The sequence below is a fragment of the Duganella alba genome, from assembly GCF_009674495.1.
Classification (GTDB): domain Bacteria; phylum Pseudomonadota; class Gammaproteobacteria; order Burkholderiales; family Burkholderiaceae_D; genus Rugamonas; species Rugamonas alba.
On the sequence record NZ_WKJN01000022.1, the window covers coordinates 1 to 16,590 of the forward strand.

The window sequence follows — 16,590 nt, forward strand, 5'->3', positions numbered from 1 at the left end:
GGTGGCGCTGGCGGCACGGCGGGCAGCAATACGGCCGGCACGGCCACCGGCGGCGTGGGCGGCGCCGGCACCGGCGGCAATGGCGGGGCGGCGACGGTCGATGCCGGAACGTTCAACCTGTCCAACACCATGACCAGTGTCGGCCAGTCGGCCGCCGGCATCATGACGGCGGCACAGAACAGCGGCATTTCCGCGCTGATCCAGCAAAGCGTGAACGTGCAGTCCAACCTGGCGTTGGGCCAATAAGCAGGAGGGCGGGGCGCCTGCGTCCCGCCTGTTATCCAGGGAGGACAACCATGCACGCATCACCATCCAGATATGCCGCAGCACTGCTGCTGGCCATGTGCGGCGGCGCTGTCGCGGCGCCGGCCGATACATCCGTGTTCGACGGCCCGCCGGTGAGCGACGAACGGCTGGCGGCGCTGCACGCGGGCGCCGATACGGTTAGCAACGACATGCGCGTCAACGGCACGGTCAGCGGCAACAGCACGACGGACGTCGTCAGCGGCGCCAACATCATCAGCAGCGGCGCGTTCAGCAATGCGTCCGGGCTGCCGGTGGCGATCCAGAATTCCGGCTCCAATGTGCTGATCCAGAACGCCACCATCATCAACATCCACATGCAATGAAGACCCTCTTGTTACTGATGCTGGCCGCCGGCGCGGCCACGGCGGCGGACCTGCCGGCGCTGAACGGCGGCGGCAACTACGCGCTGCATGTCACCAGCCTGAAGGAAGCGCGCTTCCGCTCGACGGTGCACCAGCGCTTCGATTTCAGTTGCGGTTCGGCGGCGGTGGCAACGCTGTTGAGCTACCACTACGACCGCCCGGTGACCGAGGAACAGGTGTTCAGCGCCATGTACCAGCAGGGCGACCAGAAGAAAATCCAGCGCGAAGGCTTTTCGCTGCTGGACATCAAGCGCTACCTGGCGCAGCAGGGCTTTACCGCCGACGGCTTTTTCCAGCCGCTGCACAAGCTGGCCGAGGCGGGCCTGCCCGCCATCGTCCGCATCGTCGAGAACGGCTATATGCACTTTGTCGTCATCAAGGGCGTGGATGCGCAGCGCGTGCTGATTGGCGATCCGGCTGGCGGCACGCGCGCCATGCGCCGCGATGCGTTCGACGCGGCCTGGGTCGACAAGCTGCTGTTCGTCATCTACAAGTGGCCGGGCAAGCCGCATTTCAATCAGCAGGTCGACTGGAGCGTCGCGCCGCGCGCGCCGCTGGGCGAGGCCATCAACCGCTCCAGCCTGACCGACATCACCTTACCGAAAAACGGCAGCGGCAACTTCTGAAGGAGGCGCTGCCATGCGCAAGTTTGTATGCACCGCATTCGCCTTGCTGGCCTGCGGCACGGCGGTGCACGCCGATCCCACCGATGACTGGATCGCCGTCGACGACAGCCAGCTGGAGCAGGCGCGCGGCGGTTTCGACGCTGGCAACGGCATGCTGGTGTCATTAGGTGTCGAACGTTTGGTTTCGATCAATGGCACTGTTGTAGCAAATACCCATTTTTCCATCCCCGATATGACACAGTTGAGCGCTGCGGAAGCACAGATGGCCAGCGACACGCTGGCAGCCGTGCTGGTGCAGAACAGTCTCAACGACCAGGCCATCCGCAGCCAGACCACGATCAACACCACGGTCGCCAATCTGGCCTTGCTGAAGGCCGTTAATTTCGAAAGCAGCCTGCGTGACGCACTCAACAGCGCAGTCGGCAGATAGGGGGAACGATGCAACTCAAGATGAGCTGGCTGGCCGCAGCGATGCTGGCCGGCGGAGCCGCGGCGGCCGATGTGCCGGAGCAGGCGGTGGGGACGGCGCCGCCGCAGGATGGCCGGCCGCCGGCGGTGGCGCCGCTGTTCGAGCAGCCGGGCGTGCTGACGCCGCGCGGCAAGATGGTGCTGGAGCCGTCGCTGCAGTTCGGCTATTCGTCCAGCAACCGCGTGGTGCTGGTGGGCTACACCATCATTCCGGCACTGCTGATCGGGCTGGTCGACGTGCGCGAGGTCAAGCGCAACACCACCACCGGCGCCATCACCGGCCGCTACGGCCTGAGCAACCGCGCCGAGCTGGAGCTGAAGGTGCCGTATGTGTACCGCTCCGACTCCACCGTCAGCCGCGAAATTTTCACCGGCACCGGCGTCGACCGCGTGTTCGACACCAGCGGGCGCGGCGTCGGCGATGCGGAACTGGCCGTGCGCTACCAGCTCAACGACGGCGGCCCCGACCGACCGTACTACGTGGCCGGGCTGCGCTTCAAGTCGCGCACCGGCACCGATCCGTTCGAGGTCGTCACCGATTGCACGCAGCGCTGCGTGGGGCCGAACGCCACCGGCACCGGCCTGCCGCTGGAACTGCCGACCGGGTCCGGCTTCTACGCCTTGCAACCGAGCCTGACCTGGCTGTATTCCACCGATCCGGCGATCCTGTTCGGCAGTGTCAGCTATCTGTACAACTTCAAGCGCGACAACGTCAGCCGCCGGGTGCTCGGCGGCGAGCAGGAACCGCTGGGGAAAATCGCGCCGGGCGGCGTGATCGGCTTTAATTTCGGCCTCGGCCTGGCGCTCAACGAACGCGCGCTGATCAGCTTTGGCTACGACCACAGCTCCATCGCCCGCACCAAACAGAACGGCGTGCCGGTGGCCGGCTCCGTGCGCACGCAGCTGGGCACGCTGTTAATGGGTTTTTCGTACCGGATCAGCGACAAGCGCACCATCAACGTCGCGGTCGGCGCCGGCCTGACGCGCGATACGCCGGACGTGCAGCTATCGTTCCGCCTGCCGATGACTTTCTAATCGTGCTCTATGTAAATCTGATGTATTGTAGTGCTCCTGATAATTTAAACATAAGGGGAGCCATGTCCACGAGTATTCTGAAACCCTGGTCCGTCATCGCGGCGCTGCTGGTGACTGTGTCGGCGCAGGCCGGCGCGCCGATGGCGCGCTTCCAGGCGCCGGGTTTTTACCGCACCACGCTGGGCGACTTCGAGGTGACGGTGCTCAACGACGGCACGCTGGACCTGCCGGTCGACAAGCTGCTCAAGCAGCCGCCGGAAAAGACCAACGCCGCGCTGGCCAAGTCGTTCCAGAAAAGTCCGGTCCAGACCTCGGTCAATGGCTTCCTGATCAATACCGGCACCAAGCTGGTGCTGATCGACACCGGCGCCGCCAGCCTGTTCGGCCCGACGCTGGGCCAGCTGCTGACCAATCTGAGGTTGTCCGGCTACAAACCGGAGCAGGTGGATGAGATCTACATCAGCCATATGCATGGCGATCACGTCGGCGGGCTGGCGTCCAACGAACAGCGCGTGTTCCCGAACGCCATCGTCCGCGCCGGCAAGCTGGACGCCGACTACTATCTGAACCCGGCCAACCTGGACAAGGCGTCCGGCGAGGCCAAGGATAATTTCCAGGGGCCGATGGTATCGATCAATCCGTATGTCAAGGCGGGCAAGTTCCAGCCCATCGTCGCCAATACCGAGCTGGTGCCGGGGATTAAGTCGTACTTCAACGGCGGCCATACGCCGGGCCACATCACCTATGTGGTGGAGAGCAGGGGGCAGAAGCTGGTGTTGCTGGGGGATTTGCTGCACGTGCAGGCGGTGCAGTTTGACGAGCCGGGCGTCGGCATCTCGTTCGACAGCGACAGCAAGGTGGCGATTGCCGAACGCAAGGAAGCGTTTGCCGCGGCGGCCAAGGAGGGCTACCTGATCGGCGCGCCGCACCTGTCGTTCCCGGCGCTGGGGCATGTGCGGGCGAACGGCAAAGGTCATTACGTGTTCGTGCCGATCGCTTATACGCAACCGCGCTAGCAACGCGGCATGAGGTTCCCGCGAAGGCGGGAATCCATGCTGATTACGCCAGGGCAGGGTAATCGGTATAGCCTACTTCGCCAGGTGCGTAGAAGGTATCGGCATTCCACGGATTCAGCGGCGCATCGATCTGCAGGCGGCGCACCAGGTCCGGATTGGAAATGTAGTCCTTGCCGAAGGCGATGGCGTCGGCGTTGCCGCTGTCCAGCACCTGCTGCGCCACGACCTTGTTCATCTTCTCGTTGGCGATGAACACGCCGCCGAATTCCTTCTTCAGCAGCGGGCCCAGGCTGTCTTCGCCGACGGCTTCACGCGCGGCGATGAAGGCGATCTTGCGCTTGCCCAGCTCGCGCGCGACGTAACCGAAGGTCTCGGCCGGGTTGGCGTCGCCCATGTCGTGCGAATCGCGGCGCGGCGCCAGGTGCATGCCGACGCGGCCGGCGCCCCAGACTTCGATGCAGGCATCGGTCACTTCCAGCATCAGGCGGGCGCGGTTTTCGATCGGGCCGCCGTACTGGTCGGTACGCAGGTTGGTTTTGCTTTGCAGGAACTGGTCCAGCAGATAGCCGTTGGCGCCGTGGATCTGCACGCCGTCAAAGCCGGCTTTCTTGGCGTTTTCCGCGCCTTTCTTGTAGGCGGCAACCACGCCGGCCAGCTCTTCGGTGTCCAGCGCGCGCGGCACCGGGTATGGACGCTGCGGACGCAGCAGGCTGACATGGCCCTCGGCCGCGATCGCGCTCGGCGCCACCGGTGCGTCGCCGTTCAGGAAGCTCGGGTCCGAAATGCGGCCCACGTGCCACAGCTGGGCGAAGATCACACCGCCCTTGGCGTGTACGGCGGCGGTGACCTGTTTCCAGCCTTCCACCTGTTCGTCCGACCACAGGCCCGGCGTATCGGCATAGCCGACGCCTTGCGGCGTGACGGCGGTCGCTTCGCTCAGGATCATGCCGGCGGTGGCGCGTTGTTCATAGTACCTGGCCATCAGCGCGTTCGGCACGCGGCCGCCGCCGACAGCGCGCGAACGGGTCAGCGGCGCCATGACGATGCGGTTTTTGAGGGTGAGGTCGCCTATGGTGATCGGATCGAACAGAGTTGGCATAATGAGTTTCCCTATATTTACAGTTGCATTTGAGCGATGAAAGCCTGGATCAGTGCTTCATCGCGCTTGAAATAATTCCACTGGCCGACGCGCTGCGACGTCACCAGTCCGGCCTTGACCAGTACCGCCAGGTGGGCCGACATCGTCGATTGCGACAAGCCGGCGCGGCGGTCGATCATGCCGGCGCAGACGCCCAGGCTCAGCGGATGTTGCTGGTCGGCGAAAAAGACGTCCGGCTCCTTCAGCCACGCCAGAATCTGGCGTCGCGTCGGATTGGCGAGGGCTTTGTGAATAGCGTCGATGTCCATGAAAGGTATATGTATCGTGTTTTTCCGATTTCAATATCGCCATCTTACGATATAAAAGAAAAACGTGCTGGCGGCGGAAAAATCCTTTATGTTATGGGAACATTGTTGGAAATTTAATGAGGGTGGCATGTCGAGTCATTACCTGGATGTGACGGTGGGGCTGTCCTACACGTTCCTGGCCGTGAGCCTGCTGTGCAGCGCAACGCGGGAAGCGATCGCCTCGCTGTTCCAGACGCGCGCCAAGGTGCTGCTCGACGGCGTGCTGACCATGCTGCACGAGCCGGCCGCCAAGCCGCGCCTGCGCGGCATCCTGCCGTCGATCCGCCGCCTGTTCCGCATGGACGGCGGCTTCGGACTGGACAAGCTGGGATCGGCGTCGCTGACGGCCGAGGTGATGCGCCATCCGCTGATTACCGGGCTGGCGCAGCAGGGGCGCATGCCGTCGTATATTCCATCGGCGATCTTCGCGCGCGCCTTCGTCGCCACGCTGACCGCCAGGTACGGCAAGGGCCACACCGCCGCCATCCTGCTCAACCACGTCGGCAACGAAGGGCTGACGAAAACACTGCTGGCCATCATGGGCGAGGGGCCGGACGACGCGGCCGCGCTGGAGAGCGCCGTGCGCATCTGGTATGACACGGTGATGGAGCGCATCAGCGGCTGGTACAAGCGGCGCTCGCAGTTCGTGCTGTTTTTGGTGGGACTGTTCTATGCGTGCGCGATGAACATCGACGCGCTGCAATTGTCGCAGCGCCTGTGGAACGACGCGGCGCTGACGGCGCAACTGGTGCAGAAGGCGGAGGACGCCAAGCCTGCGCCGCCTTCGGCCGACGCCAACGCCGCGCTGACGCAGGCCAGGCAGGCCAAGGTGCAGGCGCAGGAAGTGCAGGAGCTGCCGATCGGCTGGCCGTCCGCGCGCTTTGAAAACATCGGCGGCGCGGGCGCGTTCACTGTGGCGCTGGTGTTCGCGTTGATCGGCTGGATCGCGACCGCGTTTGCCGCATCGCTCGGTTCGCCGTTCTGGTTCGACGGCATCGGCTGGCTGCTGGCGCTGCGCGGCACCGGCGCCAAACCGGCGGCGGAGACCACCGCGCCGCCATCGTCCGTCGTCACCTTGCCGGGCTTGCGTAAATAGCCTATTTGCCGCGCTGCGCGCAGCGCGAAGACTGCACCGCGCGCTCGGTAATGCTGCCGATGGCCTTGATCGCCTCCTGCGTGCAGGCGTCATCGTTGACGGCGTGGATCTGCGGCTTGCTGTTCAGCTCCCGGTAGCCGGTGAAGACCAGCGCGATGGTGGCGACGATCAAGAGTATCGTGTTGAGCTTGGTCTGCATGTTCATGCGGCGAAGTGCAGTGCCAGGCCGATCACCGCCGGCAGGGTCTGAATCAGCAGGATTGAACGTTTGACCGTCACGCCGCCCCAGATGCCGGCCACCGCCACGCACGCCAGGCCGAACACGCCAAACGCCGAAGCAATGGCCGCGTCCGGATGCAGCAGGCTGACCAGCAGCGCGGCGACCAGAAACCCGTTATAGCAGCCTTGATTGGACATCGCAGGCTGGACGATCTCCGCCTTTTCCTTGCTGAGGCCGAACACACGGCGGCCGCGCGTATTGAACAGCACTGTTTCCAGCAGGACGATGTACACATGGATCAGCGCCACCAGAGCGGTGACGATCTGCGCTGCTAAATGCATGGGGGCTCCTTGTTGTTATGAATGTTGAAGGAACATTATGACCTGAGCAAGGCGGTTGCGGCTAGAGGCCAACGTTTAAAATGATGGATCAGGGCGGGTCAGGTAGTACCACTCGCTGTTGGCGCCGGCTGCGGCATCGGGGAACAGGATGCGGCCGTCGAACTCCGCCAGCACCGGCGTGCCATCGGCGCGACGGCCGATTTCCTCGCCTTGCCGGACCGGATCGAAGCTGGACCAGTTGCGGCTGAAGGTGTCGTCGGCGTGCTGTTTATCGTAGACGGCGACCATGCTCAGCGCTTCCATCCGCTCCGGCGCGACCGGCTCCGGTGGCGGCGCATCAATCATTCCGAGGAACGCCAGCGTGTTCATGATCGCGCGGTAAGCCACTTCCTGCGCCTGCGGATCTTCGTGCTGCCCGCATTCCAGCGTCAGCGCATAGGCGCCGACCGAGCGCATGTACTCCGTCGTCCCCACGCCATACCGCAGCACCGTCTGCAACGCGCTGCTGTCAGCGATGCGGCGCTGAACGCCCGCACCATAGGTCCTCAACCAACCATCGACAAACCGCCGCACGCCCAGCCGTCGCGCCAACGCGCGCTCCTGCGCTTCATGCTGGAAAGGTTCCAGCGCCCCATTGTTATTGCGCGGACCGACCATGACGAACGGTTCGCCGGCGGCGTTAAACGAATGCAGGTCGAGCAGCACGTCGTGCTGCGCCAGCAAGGGACATAGCCAGTTGGCCACGCGATCCTCGAAATCCTGCGGATCTGGATGGGGAAAGAGATTGCGATTCAAATTGCGCTCGCCGGCCCGCTCGCCTTTGGCGAACGCCAGCGGATTGGTCACCGGCACGAACGTTACGCTGCCGCGCCGGACCGTGAGCATGCCGTCCTCCAGCTGCTGGAGGACGCGCCGGATGGCCTTGGTGCCGCAGGTCTCGTTGCCATGCACGGCACCAGTGACGATCAGGCGAGGGCCCGGCTGCTGCCCGCCGTACTGGCGGCAGGCGAACTGGATGTCTGCCGTTTCTGTCACTGGTGGCCTCATCGGGTTTCAGACTGCGGGCCGAACAGCGCGCTTAGCCTTGCGGGTCGTTGCGGATTTGCGGGTCGTGCGCGAACTTGACGCCGGCTTTGTCTGCAAACTCCAGTGTAACATTGAGCGTCATCTGGGTCGTATTCAAGTCGTTGAAAGTCATCAGCTGGCCATCGACGCTGACGCTTGCCGCGCTGAGCTGACCATTGTCGGCAGGAACGACGGTCATGCCGGTGAACGTGATCGGGTAGCCGCCATCTTCGGCGATCTGATAATTGATGACCGTGTTCTGATTCGTGATGGTCGGGATTTTCGGGATGGTCTCGACGCTGTAGCCGTTAGGGCTGCTTGCATCAGGTTTGACGGAAACCAGGATATTCTGGAACGTGACTGGAATGGAGATCGATTGGGTCATTACGTTGCTTTCTTTGGTTGGTGGGTGGACAAATACTCGAGGTAGGCAGGATCTTTGTAATTCATTTTTTCCAGCTGCTTCATGGCTTGCCTGGCGGCGCCCTGGTCGTTCAGGCAATGGCTGGCCCTGACCCATTGCGACAGCAGGTTGAAGTCGGCGACGCCCTCGATGGAAGGCGGCAGCAGCGCGCGCGCGCGTTGGCAACTCAGGCGGGTGGTGGCGCCGTCGTTGCGGGCCGCGGCGATATCCGCGTCCAGCAGCAGCGCGTCAAACAGATAGTTGCGCAGCAACTGGTCGGTCGGCGCCACCGCATGAATTTTCTGCAGGTCGAGCAGTGCCGGGCGCAACGCGGCCTGGGCGCCCTGATAATTTCCTGCCTGCAACTCGACCGCAGCCTTGCGCTGGATCACGCCGGAAACCAGCATCTGCAGATTGAGCTTGGTCGGTTCGCGTTGCACCAGTGCGGATAAGCGGCTTTCGAGCTGGTTCAGTTCCGCCAGCGCCGCCGACTTGCCGGCGGCCGGTTTTTTCAGGTCGAAGGCCTTGAGCTGGGCGATGTACAGGTCACGTTGCCAGGAGCGGTTGCTGGGGTCCTGACGCACCAAGCCCTCCAGCAGTTCTTCCGCCTTGGCGACATACGCGGCGCTGGTGGCCACGTCGCCCATCACCTGCTTGATCTGCGCCTGATGCAGCCACGCCGAGGCCAGCAGTTTCATGCCGCGCTTATCGTCGTGATTGACATCGTGCAGCGCCTGGAAGATCGACAGTTCGCGCGCGTAGAGCAAGTCCGCTTGTTGCAACTGGCCTAATTGCAGCTTGGCGCTGGCCAGCCAGGAGACGCTGTCGGCCAGGCCGGCCGCGAGCACGTTGTCGCTCGGGCGTTGCGCGGCGGCGCGACTCTTTAACTGAACCGAACGCTCGAACTCCGTGGCGGCTTTCTCCACGTCACCCCGTTGCAGCGCCAGGCTGCCGAGGCTGTTGTGGGCGTAGGATTGTTCGATCCAGCTGTCGGGGTCGCCCGGCGCAATGGCTGCCAACTTGTCGCTATGCAGGCGGTACTCGTTGAAATATTGCTCGGCAGCCTGCCACTCTTTGCGGTCAAAATGGATCTGGCCGAGCCAGAATGCGTTTTCGCCCGCGCTTTTGACCAGTGCGATATCGGCAGGTTTGGCCTTCAGCTGCCGTTGCAGGATGTCGCGCGCGGCAAACAAGGCTGTTTTGGCGCCGACCGGATCGCCGCGCGAAATCTTGACTTCCGAAATCAGCTGCAAAGATCTGACGCGCTGGGCCAGCGCCGCATCGCTATCGTCGACCTTGCTCTTGTCGGACAGATACGTCAGGGCGCGGTTGCTGATGCTGTCGAGCAGGTCCAGCTTGCCGAGCGGCTTGAGCTGGTCTGCAAATTCGCCCAGCATATAGCCCATCAGATTTTCCGCCTCGGCACGGTGTGCTTCGGCCTGGGTTTGGGCGGAACGCGCCGCGAGGCCCAGGCCGCCGGCCAGCAGGGCCAGGCCGGTGACCACGATCATCACCGCCATGCGCACGCGCTCGCCACGGCGCTCGCTTTGGAGCGAGGACTGGATGAAGTTTTGTTCTTGGGGCGTGAGGCCGAAGCCGCTGGTGGCCAGCAACTGGCGCGCCTGGTTGGTCTGGGTGCCGGACGGCAGCAGCATGTCGCGCTTGCGGCCGCTTTCCTGCCAGCGGTTGGCTTGCGCGCTGATGCGGCTGCGCACTTGCAGGGCCTGCCGGTGTTCTTCGATCCATGCCACCACGCGCGGCCAGCGGCGCAGCAGCGCTTCGTGGGCGATGCCGAAGGCCGGCGCGCCGCCTTGCAGGTCGCTGACGAACAGGTGGGCGTCCACCAATGCCTGCACCAGCTTGTTTTCAGCTTCATTGCGCAGCGCCGACCACGGCACGCGGCGCGAACTGACGGTGGCTTCGTCTTCCGCCACCAGCACCAGTTGCGACAGCACGTGGGGCAGGGCGGCGATCTGGGCCGCGCCCAGCGCGGAAATCACCTGCTCGGCGCGGGCGCCGATGGCGCCTTCAAGGCCGCCCATGGCGTGGAAGGCGGCGTGCGTCAGTTCGCCTTCGGGCGTGCGCTGGCGGTACAGCTCTTGCAGGCAGTATTGCAGCAGCGGCAGGCTGTCCGGGCCGGAGCGGGCAGCGTGGCACAGGACTTCGTCCAGGCCTTCGCCGCGCTCGTCGACGGTGTAGCGCAGTTGCGCCACCTGCGCCGGATGGCGCACGATCTGGGCGATGTCGGCGCTGCCGGGCGGCGTCAGGTCGAAGTGACCGCCGCTCAGTTTCAGGTTCATCAGCGCCGGGTAGGACGCCAGATGCGGGTAGAAGTCGTTGCGGCAGGCCAGCACCAGTTGCATGCTGCCCGAGCGCGCCAGCTGGTCCAGCACGTTGATGAAGACCGCGCGCTCGGCATCGCTAATATGCGGCAGCCGGAACACGGCTTCGAAACGGTCGATGAACAGCAGCAGCTGGATGGCCGGCAGTTGTGCCTGCAATTGCTCGATCAGGCCCGGCAGATCGTTGCCCATGCGCTGGGCGAGGGCGGCCGCGCTGGTGTTCTCAAACAGCAGCCTGCCGCCGATTTCGGCATCCAGCAACACGCTGGCCAGGGTTTCCAGCAGGCCGGCCTGGCCCATGTCGGCGCAATCGAGCTGGACGTGCGTGCTGATGGCGATGCCGGAATCAGCCGGCGCGGCGCCGGCTTTCAGCGCCGGAATCAGGCCGGCCTGCACCAGCGAGGTCTTGCCGGCGCCCGACGGCCCCAGCACCAGCACCATCGCGCAGGCGGCCTGGGCTTGCGCCACCACCACTTGCACCAGCTGGTCGACGCTCAGTTTGCGGCCGAAGAAGATGGCGGCGTGTTGTTCTTCAAACGCTTCCAGGCCGCGGAACGGCGAGGCATGCAGCCAGCTCCCCTGGCTGACTTCGTCGTCGTAGCTCAGTTCGGCCAGCAGGCGGTAGCCGCGCTTGCGGATGGTTTCTATATAGCGCGGTTCGGTCGCCGAATCGTCCAGCGCGCGGCGCAGCTGGGTGATGATTTTGTGGATGGCGTTGTCGCTTGGCGAGACGTCGCCCCAGCACGCATCGAGCAGCGTTTCGGCCGACACCACCACGTGCGGATGGCGGCACAGGTACAACAATACGTCCATTGCGCGCGGCTCAAGTTGCCGGTTTAACACCCCGCAACTGAGCGTATTGGTGGCCGGATCGACCCGCCACTCGCCAAAACGAAAACTCTTGTGGTTCACATCCAACCTTCTTTGCGCTCGAATACATTTGTGTAATCAATGACTTAGCAACCGGAAGGTTTTCGGAAGGCCAGTTTTCCATTAGTTGCTTAAAGTCATTACATATAAATACTAACATTATCGACTAAGAAATAGTTGCAGATTCACAGAAACATTTTCAAGCAACCCAGCGGAGAACACATGACTGTTTTAACCGGCGTGAAAGCACCGTTTGAACTGACGCAGTACGCAATAGCAATCAAGCAACAGGGGATCGATTTCGCCATCCGCCATTACACGCATCAGGCGGGCAAGAGTTTGTCGCTGGCCGAGGCGCGTGCGCTGACCGACGCCGGCATCCAGATCGGCGTGGTGTGGGAAACGCCGGATGCCCACCTGAGCTACTTCAGCCGGGCCCAGGGATGTGCCGACGGCGCCGCCGCATATCTGATGGCGCAGTCGGTGATTGCCCAGCCGTCCGGCTCGGCGGTGTATTTCGCGGTGGACTTCCATCCGGGCGAGGCGGAGATTGCCGGCCCGGTCACGCGCTATTTTGAAGGGGTGAACCAGGCTTTCGGCGCCGCCTCGGCGGCCGAGCGCCAGTACCAGGTCGGCGTGTATGGCTCCGGTGCATGCTGCGCTGCGATGATGGCGCAGGGCCTGGCCTCGGTCAGCTGGCTGGCGGATGAGACCGAGGATTACGGCGGCTACAGCCTGCGGCAACTGGACGCCGCGGTGCTGCCGGTCGATGATGGCCAGCGCATCAGCGTGCGCATGGCGTGTAACAGTCCGGAGCGTCCGGCTGGCTTGTTCCGGGTGCTGTAGCGATGAATATCTGCTTTACCGAGACGCCGTCGCGCAAGACGGTCAAACCGTCCAAAACCGTTTTCCTCAACAATACCGGCCAGGATGTGACGCTGAAATTCGTCACCGCGCCGGACCTGGTGCTGAGCGCCTACACGATCAGCACCGGCATCAGCGCCGCCATCGACCACATCCGGCTGGGAATGACGGATTATTACTCCTGCCACAGCCAGAACGTCGCCATTCCAGGCGACTGCACGGCGGTGCTGACCTTGTCCAACAGCGTGCTGACGATGGCGGTGTCCGCCTAATGCATGTCGATCACGTCGAACGGTGACGGGGTGGCGCTGAGAAAGGCGATCAGCGCCCGGGCCCGGTCGCCCATTTCCTCGCGGCGGGTGGCGACGATGGCGTCGCGCAGGCCGGGGATGATTTCGGTGATCAGCGAGTTTTCGTCGTAGGCGGTGACCAGCAGCACGGCCAGTTCGGTGGCGCGGCCGCGGTTGTTGCGCATGCGCTCCTCCAGCACCGCCAGCAGCGCCCGCTGCATGCGCGGCGTCGGATTGGTGATGTAGCCGAACACCAGCGGCGTGTTGCTGATCGCATCGCACAGGCGCTGTTCGATCTGCTCCGGCTTGACGTCGGACGCAATGTCGAAATACGCGCCGTTCCAGCGCGTGCGCTCATACGGGTGACCGGGCGGGAAGGAGTCGGCGGTTTCGAAGCCGAGCATGTGGCTCAGCCGGCGCAGCCATTGAAATAGTATCGGCATCATATGGGTATTTTAACCTGTGTATTGATCCTATCCTTTTGGAAAGGAAGAAATTTCCCCAGTGGAATGAATGTAGAATTCTTCCCAAGCAGGGCGCCCCAAGAATTGCCGCCATTTATCTGACATATCTCCGCAGGAGCAGTGAAATGAAAATGGAAAATTTTAAGATTGGTCATCGGCTGATCGCCGCATTCAGTGTGTTGCTGCTGATGCTGGTGGTCGTGGCGGCATTGGGAGTCAGCCGCATGGCGGCGATCCAGCACGCCATGATCGACATCACCAAGGGCAACGATGTGGAGTCTGCGGCGGCTTCCGCCATGCGCCTCAGCGTCGACGACCGCATGATTGCCCTCCGTAATATCGTGCTGCTGGACGATCCGGCGCAAATGCAGGGCCAAATCGACCGCATCCGCGCGCAGGCGGCGGACTACGCCACTGCCGAGCAAGAGCTGCGGGCCACGTTTGCCGAATATGGGATCGAAGAGGACGAGAGCAAGCTGCTGGCGGATGTCGCCGCGCGCGCGGCGGCGGCGGCGCCGCTGATGGAAAAAGTGCAGGCGCTGGGACTGCGGAATAACAATGCCGAAGCCACCGCATTGCTGATCGGCGACCTGCGCACCATGCAGCAGCAGTGGCAGGGCAGCCTGCAGGCGCTGGTGGAAACCGAAAGAAAGCAAAACGAAGAGGCAACCGCCGCCGCCGACGCCTCCTATGCGATGGCGCGCAATGTCATGGTCGCCATCAGCATTGTCTCGGTGATTTGCGGACTGCTGATCGCCTGGCGCATCACCCGCAGCATCACCGTGCCGATCGGCCGCGCCGTCCACATCGCCCAGACCGTGGCGGACGGCGACTTGTCCAGCGATATCCACGCTCCGGACGGCAGCGATGAAACCAGCATGCTGCTGGCCGCGCTCAAGGCCATGAACGAGAATTTGCGCGTGATCGTCGGCCGCGTGCGCGACGGCACGGATACGATGAAAACCGCCTCGCAGGAAATCGCCTCCGGCAACCTGGACCTGTCGTCGCGCACCGAACAGCAGGCCGGTTCGCTGGAAGAAACCGCCTCGTCAATGGAAGAGCTGACCAGCACCGTCAAGCAGAATGACGACAACGCCCGCCAGGCCAACACGCTGGCGGCGATCGCCACCGAAGTGGCCGGCAAGGGCGGCGCCGTGATCGCCAATGTGGTCGAAACGATGGAAGAGATCAACACCTCGTCGAAGAAGATCGCGGAAATCATCGGCGTCATCGACGGCATCGCGTTCCAGACCAACATCCTGGCCTTGAACGCGGCGGTGGAGGCGGCCCGTGCCGGCGAACAGGGCCGCGGCTTCGCGGTGGTGGCCACCGAAGTGCGCAGCCTGGCGCACCGCAGCGCGGCCGCCGCCAAGGAAATCAAGACGCTGATCAGCGATTCGGTGGACAAGGTCGACACCGGCGCGCGCCTGGTGGACGAGGCCGGACAGACCATGAGCGAAGTGGTGGAAAGCGTGCGCCGCGTCAGCGGTGTGATTTCGGAGATCACGGCGGCCAGCCGCGAGCAAAGCCTGGGCATCGAGCAGATCAACCAGGCGATTATCGAGATGGATGGAGTGACGCAGCAGAACGCCGCGCTGGTCGAACAATCGGCCGCCGCCGCCGAGGCCTTGCAGGATCAGGCCGCCACGCTGTCCGAACTGGTCGGCAAGTTTGTGCTGGCGGTGCCGGTGTCGCGCCGCCTGGCGTTGAGCGCGGCCTGAAACGAAAATAGGCAGCCCCAGGCGCAGGTGGTCCCCGCCTGGTGGCTGTTGTAACTGTTAAACCTGGGCTTCCTCGCCCAGTTTGCCGGCGCGGAAATCATCCACGGCGGCGTGCAGCTCGGCCTGCGTGTTCATCACGAACGGGCCGTATTGCGCAATCGGTTCGTTCAGCGGCTGGCCGGCGATCAGGATGAAGCGGCTGTCCTCGCTTGCCGTGATGACCACGCCATCGGCGTCCTTGGTGTTGGCCAGGATCGCCATGCGGCCGGTCGCCACTGCCTTGCCGTCGATCTCCACCGAACCGCGATAGGTGAAGATGAAGGCGTTATGGCCTTCCGGCAGCTGCTGCTTGAACGGGGCGCCTGCGGGCAGGTGCACGTCCAGATACAGCGGCTCGGTCACTTCGCGCTGCACCGCGCCGTCCACGCCATGGCTGCGGCCGGCAATCACCTTGACCTTGGCGCCTTGCTGCGTTTCAAACGCCGGCACGTCGGCGCCGTTGAAGTCGCGATACCACGGTGCGCGCATCTTGTCCTTGGCGGGCAGGTTCAGCCACAGCTGGAAGCCTTCCATCACGCCGTCTTCCTGCTCCGGCATTTCCGAGTGGATCACGCCACGGCCGGCGGTCATCCATTGCACGCCGCCGTTGGTCAGCAGGCCTTCGTTGCCGGCGCTGTCCTTGTGGCGCATGCGGCCTTCGAGCATATAGGTCACGGTTTCAAAGCCGCGGTGCGGATGGCTCGGGAAGCCGGCGATGTAATCGTTGGCCTGGTCGCTGCCGAAGTTGTCCAGCATCAGGAATGGATCGAGGCGGCGCTGCAAGGTCTGGGTCAACACGCGATTGATCTTGACGCCGGCGCCGTCCATCACGGCCTGGCCGGTGATGATGCGTTCCACGGTGCGTGGGGTATTTACTTGCTCGGTCATATCATTCTCCATTGGTTGGTTGCTGCGCCGCCTGTACTGCCGTGTTGCTTACACCAGGATGGCGTTGATTTCTGCTTCCGCCTGCGATTGCGCCTTGGCCACGGCTTCCGGACCCATGCCCAGACCCTCGGCAAACACGTACTGCACATCGGTCAGGCCCACGAAGCTCAGGAACATCTTGATGTGCGCCAGCTGGGTGTCGGTTGGCGCATCGCGGTGGATGCCGCCACGCGACAGCGCCACGTAGACTTTTTTACCGGTCAGCAGGCCGACCGGGCCGGTTGGGCCGTACTTGAAGGTCACGCCGGCGCGGGCAATCGCGTCGAACCAGGTTTTCAGCTGGGCGGTGATGCCGAAGTTGTAGGTCGGTGCGCCGATCACGACAACGTCGGCAGCTTGCACCTGGGCGATCAGGGCGTCGTCCAGCGCCACGCGAGCGGCCTGGTCGGCGTTGCGCTGGTCGGCCGGGGTGAACAGGGCTTGCAGGGCGACTTCGTCCAGTACTGGATGTGGCTGGGCGGCCAGATCGCGGCGGGTGACGGCGGCGCCTGGATTGGCGGCGCTGATTTTTGCCACCAGAGCATCAGCCAGACGGGTGGATTCGGAACCGTTGCTGCGGGCGCTGGAGTTGATTTGCAGGATGTTCATGGTGTTGCTCCTTGATGTTGGTGAGTGCTGCGTCGATGGAGTAACTTTAACCGTTTCAAATTCGATGCGGAAGCCGTTAA

General features: G+C 63.7%; 19 protein-coding genes and 1 pseudogene. 10 read left to right on the top strand and 10 right to left on the bottom strand.

What is annotated here, in order from left to right:
• From GJ695_RS29675 to GJ695_RS19910, 6 genes and pseudogenes are all read left to right on the top strand, one after another.
• Positions 1 to 246, top strand: a pseudogene (locus GJ695_RS29675) (hypothetical protein); the annotation flags it as partial.
• A 50-nt stretch (positions 247 to 296) separates the two neighbouring features.
• On the top strand, positions 297 to 629 hold the full coding sequence (locus tag GJ695_RS19890) for a hypothetical protein (protein ID WP_154367770.1): 333 nt from the start codon (positions 297 to 299) through the stop codon (positions 627 to 629).
• On the top strand, positions 626 to 1,294 hold the full coding sequence (locus tag GJ695_RS19895; protein WP_154367771.1) for a C39 family peptidase: 669 nt from the start codon (positions 626 to 628) through the stop codon (positions 1,292 to 1,294). Before GJ695_RS19890 ends, GJ695_RS19895 begins: the two co-directional genes overlap by 4 nt.
• Positions 1,295 to 1,307: 13 nt before the next feature.
• A complete protein-coding gene (locus GJ695_RS19900; protein ID WP_154367773.1) occupies positions 1,308 to 1,724 on the top strand; it encodes a hypothetical protein in 417 nt (138 codons plus the stop codon).
• 8 nt (positions 1,725 to 1,732) lie between these two features.
• Positions 1,733 to 2,797, top strand: a complete 1,065-nt coding sequence (locus GJ695_RS19905) for an acetate kinase (RefSeq protein WP_308493107.1) — start codon at positions 1,733 to 1,735, stop codon at positions 2,795 to 2,797.
• 62 nt (positions 2,798 to 2,859) lie between these two features.
• Positions 2,860 to 3,813, top strand: coding sequence for an MBL fold metallo-hydrolase (locus GJ695_RS19910; protein ID WP_154367775.1), 954 nt, complete (start codon positions 2,860 to 2,862; stop codon positions 3,811 to 3,813).
• Positions 3,814 to 3,856: 43 nt separating this feature from the next.
• Here GJ695_RS19910 and GJ695_RS19915 read toward each other — a convergent pair whose 3' ends face one another.
• Positions 3,857 to 4,912 (bottom strand): alkene reductase, encoded by a 1,056-nt coding sequence (locus GJ695_RS19915; RefSeq protein WP_154367777.1) that lies wholly within the window; start codon positions 4,910 to 4,912, stop codon positions 3,857 to 3,859.
• Positions 4,913 to 4,929: 17 nt separating this feature from the next.
• On the bottom strand, positions 4,930 to 5,220 hold the full coding sequence (locus GJ695_RS19920; protein WP_154367779.1) for an ArsR/SmtB family transcription factor: 291 nt from the start codon (positions 5,218 to 5,220) through the stop codon (positions 4,930 to 4,932).
• A gap of 127 nt (positions 5,221 to 5,347) precedes the next feature.
• Here GJ695_RS19920 and GJ695_RS19925 point away from each other — a divergent pair, with 127 nt between their 5' ends.
• Complete coding sequence (locus tag GJ695_RS19925; RefSeq protein WP_154367781.1) at positions 5,348 to 6,355, top strand: hypothetical protein; 1,008 nt, start codon at positions 5,348 to 5,350, stop codon at positions 6,353 to 6,355.
• A 1-nt stretch (position 6,356) separates the two neighbouring features.
• Here GJ695_RS19925 and GJ695_RS19930 read toward each other — a convergent pair whose 3' ends face one another.
• The 5 genes from GJ695_RS19930 to GJ695_RS19950 all read right to left on the bottom strand — a co-directional run bounded on the left by GJ695_RS19930 (position 6,357) and on the right by GJ695_RS19950 (position 11,638).
• A complete protein-coding gene (locus tag GJ695_RS19930; RefSeq protein WP_154367783.1) occupies positions 6,357 to 6,560 on the bottom strand; it encodes a hypothetical protein in 204 nt (67 codons plus the stop codon).
• Positions 6,557 to 6,916 carry a DUF1304 domain-containing protein gene (locus GJ695_RS19935; RefSeq protein WP_154367785.1) on the bottom strand — a complete coding sequence of 120 codons (360 nt, stop codon included), beginning with the start codon at positions 6,914 to 6,916 and terminating at the stop codon, positions 6,557 to 6,559. Before GJ695_RS19935 ends, GJ695_RS19930 begins: the two co-directional genes overlap by 4 nt.
• A 75-nt stretch (positions 6,917 to 6,991) precedes the next feature.
• Positions 6,992 to 7,951 carry a M14 family metallopeptidase gene (locus GJ695_RS19940; protein ID WP_371866581.1) on the bottom strand — a complete coding sequence of 320 codons (960 nt, stop codon included), beginning with the start codon at positions 7,949 to 7,951 and terminating at the stop codon, positions 6,992 to 6,994.
• 43 nt (positions 7,952 to 7,994) lie between these two features.
• Positions 7,995 to 8,366: a DP-EP family protein gene (locus GJ695_RS19945; RefSeq protein WP_154367789.1), complete on the bottom strand. Its 372-nt coding sequence runs from the start codon at positions 8,364 to 8,366 to the stop codon at positions 7,995 to 7,997.
• Positions 8,366 to 11,638, bottom strand: a complete 3,273-nt coding sequence (locus GJ695_RS19950; RefSeq protein ID WP_166455257.1) for an nSTAND1 domain-containing NTPase — start codon at positions 11,636 to 11,638, stop codon at positions 8,366 to 8,368. The genes GJ695_RS19945 and GJ695_RS19950 overlap by 1 nt, the downstream gene beginning before the upstream one ends.
• A gap of 180 nt (positions 11,639 to 11,818) precedes the next feature.
• Between GJ695_RS19950 and GJ695_RS19955 the strand changes: the two genes are divergently transcribed.
• Positions 11,819 to 12,442, top strand: a complete 624-nt coding sequence (locus tag GJ695_RS19955; RefSeq protein ID WP_154367793.1) for a glycoside hydrolase domain-containing protein — start codon at positions 11,819 to 11,821, stop codon at positions 12,440 to 12,442.
• A gap of 2 nt (positions 12,443 to 12,444) precedes the next feature.
• Positions 12,445 to 12,732, top strand: coding sequence for a hypothetical protein (locus tag GJ695_RS19960; protein WP_154367795.1), 288 nt, complete (start codon positions 12,445 to 12,447; stop codon positions 12,730 to 12,732).
• Here the strand turns inward: GJ695_RS19960 and GJ695_RS19965 are convergent.
• Positions 12,729 to 13,196: a hypothetical protein gene (locus GJ695_RS19965; protein ID WP_154367797.1), complete on the bottom strand. Its 468-nt coding sequence runs from the start codon at positions 13,194 to 13,196 to the stop codon at positions 12,729 to 12,731. The two genes, GJ695_RS19960 and GJ695_RS19965, sit on opposite strands and share 4 nt — an antisense overlap.
• Before the next feature lie 149 nt (positions 13,197 to 13,345).
• Between GJ695_RS19965 and GJ695_RS30510 the strand changes: the two genes are divergently transcribed.
• Positions 13,346 to 14,935: a methyl-accepting chemotaxis protein gene (locus tag GJ695_RS30510; RefSeq protein WP_308493112.1), complete on the top strand. Its 1,590-nt coding sequence runs from the start codon at positions 13,346 to 13,348 to the stop codon at positions 14,933 to 14,935.
• Positions 14,936 to 14,992: 57 nt separating this feature from the next.
• On the opposite strand, the gene GJ695_RS19975 is transcribed toward GJ695_RS30510, so the two are convergent.
• Complete coding sequence (locus tag GJ695_RS19975) at positions 14,993 to 15,862, bottom strand: pirin family protein (protein WP_154367801.1); 870 nt, start codon at positions 15,860 to 15,862, stop codon at positions 14,993 to 14,995.
• A 48-nt stretch (positions 15,863 to 15,910) separates the two neighbouring features.
• Entirely contained in the window at positions 15,911 to 16,510 is a 600-nt protein-coding gene (locus GJ695_RS19980; protein WP_154367803.1) for an FMN-dependent NADH-azoreductase, read from the bottom strand.
• Between the last annotated feature and the right edge of the window lie 80 nt (positions 16,511 to 16,590).